This is a genomic window from Micrococcus sp. LASM2_SD2 (assembly GCF_057364565.1).
This window is the reverse complement of record NZ_JBNFOB010000196.1, coordinates 1-4,573: the sequence shown is the minus strand read 5'-3', so window position 1 is coordinate 4,573 and position 4,573 is coordinate 1. Positions and strand designations below refer to the sequence as shown.

Annotated in this window: 5 protein-coding genes and 1 rRNA gene; all 6 read right to left on the bottom strand. The window is 73.0% G+C overall.

The features are described 5' to 3' along the window. On the bottom strand, nt 1-299 hold a 299-nt coding region (locus AC2W7A_RS09760; protein ID WP_485991188.1), incomplete at its 3' end, for an AAA family ATPase. Next, complete coding sequence (locus AC2W7A_RS09755) at nt 296-1,405, bottom strand: NAD kinase (RefSeq protein ID WP_485991187.1); 1,110 nt, start codon at nt 1,403-1,405, stop codon at nt 296-298. The genes AC2W7A_RS09755 and AC2W7A_RS09760, both read right to left, overlap by 4 nt. A gap of 81 nt (nt 1,406-1,486) precedes the next feature. Further along, nucleotides 1,487-2,281: a TlyA family RNA methyltransferase gene (locus AC2W7A_RS09750; RefSeq protein ID WP_485991186.1), complete on the bottom strand. Its 795-nt coding sequence runs from the start codon at nt 2,279-2,281 to the stop codon at nt 1,487-1,489. Continuing rightward, on the bottom strand, nt 2,278-3,084 hold the full coding sequence (locus AC2W7A_RS09745) for an HAD-IIA family hydrolase (protein WP_485991185.1): 807 nt from the start codon (nt 3,082-3,084) through the stop codon (nt 2,278-2,280). Before AC2W7A_RS09745 ends, AC2W7A_RS09750 begins: the two co-directional genes overlap by 4 nt. Beyond that, nucleotides 3,084-3,971, bottom strand: coding sequence for a hypothetical protein (locus tag AC2W7A_RS09740; RefSeq protein ID WP_485991184.1), 888 nt, complete (start codon nt 3,969-3,971; stop codon nt 3,084-3,086). Before AC2W7A_RS09740 ends, AC2W7A_RS09745 begins: the two co-directional genes overlap by 1 nt. A 530-nt stretch (nt 3,972-4,501) precedes the next feature. After that, nucleotides 4,502-4,573 (bottom strand): 5S ribosomal RNA (rrf, locus tag AC2W7A_RS09735); the annotation flags it as partial.

Sequence of the window (4,573 nt, the reverse complement as noted above, 5' to 3'; positions counted from 1 at the left end):
TTCAGGACCAGGTCCACGGGGCGTCGTCGTCCTCGGCCTCCAGCACCGCGCCGGCCTCTTCGGCGAGGGCGAGTGCCCTGCTGCGGCCGGACGCGCAGCCCTGCGTCCACCACGGCACGGCGGGCACCGTGGCGGACGGTGCCGGCGTCCGCACGCCGCCCGAGCAGCAGGCCGAGCGCGGTGACCACCATGGTCTTGCCCGCGCCGGTCTCACCGGTGACGACCGTGAAGCCGGGGTCCAGCTCCACGTCCGCGGCGGAGATGACACCGAGGTCGGCGATGCGCAGGTACTCGATCACGGGTGTCCCTCCGGCGGTTCGGCGTCCGGACCGTTCGGATCCGTGGCCGACCACGGTCCGCTCGCTCCGCGCAGGTCCACCACCGGCAGGGCGGCGGTGGCCGGCGGCACCACCACGGGACGGGGTCCGGCGTGGCGAGGTTCGACGGTCTCGACGGCCGCACGGGCGGCGGCCGCCTTCTCCTCACCCGTGACGGGCCCCCGCCAGCCCTCGGTGGGCAGCTGGAACTTGCGGACGAGGCGCTCGGAGAACGGCGTCAGGGAGAGGCGCGCCAGACGCACGGGCTCCGCAGAGCGGGAGACCTCGATGCGCGCCTCGGGCGGCAGCTCGACCGTGCGGCGGCCGTCGCACCACAGCACCCCGTTCTCGTTCGTGCGGGTGAGCACGTCCACGGTGAGGGTCGAGGCGGGGCCGACCACCAGGGGCCGCGAGAAGAGGGTGTGCGCACTGATGGGCACCAGCAGCAGGGCCTCCACGCCCGGCCAGACCACGGGCCCGCCGGCGGAGAACGCGTAGGCGGTGGAGCCGGTGGGGGTCGCCATGACCACGCCGTCGCAGCCGTAGGAGGAGAGCGCGTGGTCGTCCACGGAGACGACCACCTCGAGCATGCGCTCGCGGCTGGACTTCTCCACGGAGGCCTCGTTGAGGGCCCAGGTGCGGGCGACCTGGCGTCCTCCGACCTTCACCACCACGTCCAGGGCCATGCGTTCGTCCACGGTGTACCGTTCGGCGGCGATCGCCTCCACGGTCTGCTGCAGGTCGGTGCGCTCGGCTTCCGCGAGGAAGCCGACGTGGCCGAGGTTCACCGCCACCAGCGGGACCCGTGAGCCGCGCACGAGCTCGGCGGCGCGGAGCACGGAGCCGTCACCGCCCAAGACGAGGCCGATGCTGATGTCTGCGAGCGAGCAGTCCCGGCCGAGGATCTCGGGGGCGAACGCCTCGCCTGCCGGGGCGGCCGCCCGCACCGCCGCCTCGTCTGCGTCCAGGAGGACGGCACGCAGTCCGGACGCCCCGAGGGTGTCGACGGCATGCAGGGCGGCGGCGATCGCGTCCTGGCGGCCGGTGTGGGCGAGCACGAGGACGCGGCGCGGCGCGGTGGCGGGCATGGGTTCCTTCCGGGCGGGACTCACCGGCGTCCGGCGGGTCGCCGGCGCGGTCGTCCCAGCATAGTCAGCGGCCCGGACGCGTCAGGCCCAGTCCACATCGGCGTGCCCCGGGACGTCCTCCAGAGGGGTGGCGACCTGCACCCCGGTGCGCTCCAGATGCAGGAAGAACTCCACGTTGCCGTCCTGTCCCGGCAGCCCGGAGCGGGCGAGTCCCCGTGGGGTGAGGCCGGCGGCCGCCGCCGCCTCCAGCACCGCCCCCACCGCACGACGACGGTCGGCCGGGTCCGTCACGACGCCCGACTTCGGCAGGGCGGACCTGCCCACCTCGAACTGCGGCTTCACCATGAGCAGCAGGTCCGCACCGTCGGCGCAGGCGCCGGCGAGGGCGTCCACCACGAGGCGCAGGGAGATGAAGGACAGGTCGGAGACCACCAGGTCGACCTGGCCTCCGATGTCGGACGGCTCGAGGGCGCGCACGTTCAGTCCCTCGCGGACCAGGACGCGGGCATCGTTGCGCAGGGAGTCGTGCAGCTGGTCGTGGCCGACGTCGACGGCGGCGACGTGCGCGGCTCCGTGCTCGAGCAGGACCTGGGTGAAGCCGCCGGTGCAGGCTCCGGCGTCGAGGCAGCGGCGGCGGGCAACGGCGACCTCCGAGAAGGCCTCGAGGGCGCTGACCAGCTTGTGCGCGGCGCGGGAGACGTAGCGGGGACCGTCGTGCGCCAGGGTCAGGACGGTGTCCTCGGCGACCTTCTGGGAGGGGCGGGACACCGGGCGGCCGTCAGCCAGGACTCCGCCGCCCCGGATGAGCGCGGTGGCCTCGCTGCGGGACCGGGCGAGGCCGCGGGCGGCCAGCGCCACATCGGCGCGGAGGCTCACCGGTCGGGCTCGGCGGTCAGCGCCGTCAGGTCGTCGACGATCCAGCGGGGCCGGTCCGCGTCGGGAGCCTGTTCGGCGGCCTCACGCGTGTCGATCCCGGTGAGGACCATGACGGTGTCGAATCCTGCCGCGTTGCCGCCGCGGATGTCCGTGTCCAGGCGGTCGCCGACCACGAGGGGGCGGCGCAGGCCGAGGGAGCAGGCCGCCGTCCGGAACAGGTGGGGCTCCGGCTTGCCTGCGGCGACAGGAGCCGTGCCGGTGGCCAGCGAGACCGCGCCGACGAGGGCGCCGTTGCCCGGGGCGATGCCCTCACCGCGCGGGATGGACAGGTCCAGGTTCGTCGCGACCCAGACGGCGCCGGCGTTCACGGCGTAGGCGGCCTCGGCGAGCTGGGCCCAGCCGACGGACGGATCGAAGCCTTGGACGACGGCGTCGGGCCGGTCGGCGGCGGACGACACCACGCGGTAGCCGGCCGCCTCGAGCAGTCCGGCGAGGTAGGACGAGCCCACGGGGAGCACGCGTGATCCGTGCGCCACGCGGTCCTGCAGCAGCGCGACTCCGGCCTGGGCCGAGTCGAAGACGTGCTCGGCGTCGGTGGGGATGCCGAGCTCGCGCAGGTGGTCGGCGACCGTCTGCGGGGCGCGGGAGGCGTTGTTCGTGACGAACGCGACCGGGATCCTCGCCTCGATGAGCGAGGTCAGCGTCTCGACGGCGCCGGGGATCGCCGCGGCGCCGGCGTAAACCACCCCGTCGAGGTCACAGAGCAGGCCGTCGTGCCCGCGGAAGAACAGCGAGGAGCCCATCAGTCGCGCGTGCTGCCGTCGGTCTCGGACTCGGAGGTCTCGGGCTCAGAGTCGGAGGGGCGGGCCTCGGAGTCCGCCATGTCCTGTTCGGCACGCGCGGCCCGCTCGGCCTCCCTCGCCGCGCGACGCTCGGCGCGCTCCTCCTCGGAAGGTCCGTTGTCGATGTCCACGATGTCCGGGTCGGCGAAGCTGCCCATGCCGAGGGCCTTCTCGGCCACGCGCACGTAGTGCTCCCACTGGCGCGCCTCCTTCTCCCGTCCCAGTGCGGCCAGCACGTCGGCGTAGCGCTGGAAGAGACGCGGGGAGAAGGGATATCCCCGGCGACGGTCCAGCTCCGGGATCTCCAGGACCGTCCGGGCACGCTCGAGGTCGCCGAGGTCCTCATGCACACCGGACAGCACCATGACGAGCTCGACGCGGGCCTCACGGTCCAGCTTTCCCATGTCGATCTCGGTGGACAGCTGCACCGCCTTCTCAGGACGGCCCAGGGCACGTTCGCAGTCGAGCTGTGCGGCCACGTGGGTGTCGTCGCCGGTGATGCGCCGGTAGGTGCGGAACTCGCGGAGGGCCTCGTGGTACTCCCCCGCCATGTAGGCCGTGAGGGCCACGGCCTCCCGAACGCACGCGAGCCGGCCACCACGTCGGCTGGCCGCCAGCGCGTGCTGGAATGCCTCTGCAGGGTCCTCGAACATGAGCCGACCGGCCATGACCAGGTGCTTGGACACCCAGCCGGCCTGCTTCTCGTCCAGACCCTGGACCTGCTTGAAAGTGGCCCGATCGAGCTCCTTGCCGGTGACGTCCTCGTCGATGTCCGGGGAACGGCCCTGATCCGCACGGTTGGAGGCGCGCAGATCCCTCGGGTTGTGGGCAGGCTTCTCGCGCTCCACCGGACCGAATCGTCCCCGTCCGGAGCCCTCACGCTGCGGACGGGCGGACCGCCCACCGCGACGGTCGTCCTCGCGCCGGCGACCTCCCCCGGCACGAGAGCCGTCACCGCGTCCCACGCCGCTGCCCGTGCGACGACGGTCACCGTCCTGCCCGCGCGCACCGAAACCGGAACGGCCCGAACTCTGGGGACGACCGGAGCCGGGAGCGCGGCGGCGCTCGTCTCTCGCCTCTCCCCGTTCACGACGGTGCTCGGATCGATGGTCCCGGTCGCGGGGGTCGCTCATGCAGGCGTCCTTACTCTCGAAATGAAGACGTGGTCTGGCCGCGCAGCGCACGGTGGATCGACTCCCCATCGTACGACGTGTGGATGCCAGGACGGAGTCGGGGATCGAGGCAGACGGTCAGGGCCCCTGGGTCGGCCGCTTCTCGCCCGCCGAACACCCGGCCGTTTCGAGACGTTCGACGAAATGGTTCGGGAAAGCGGGGAGGCCCCACACCAAAAAGTGTGGGGCCTCAACCCAAAAAGAATGTCCGGCGGCGACCTACTCTCCCACAACCTCCCGGTTGCAGTACCATCGGCGCTGTGGGCCTTAGCTTCCGG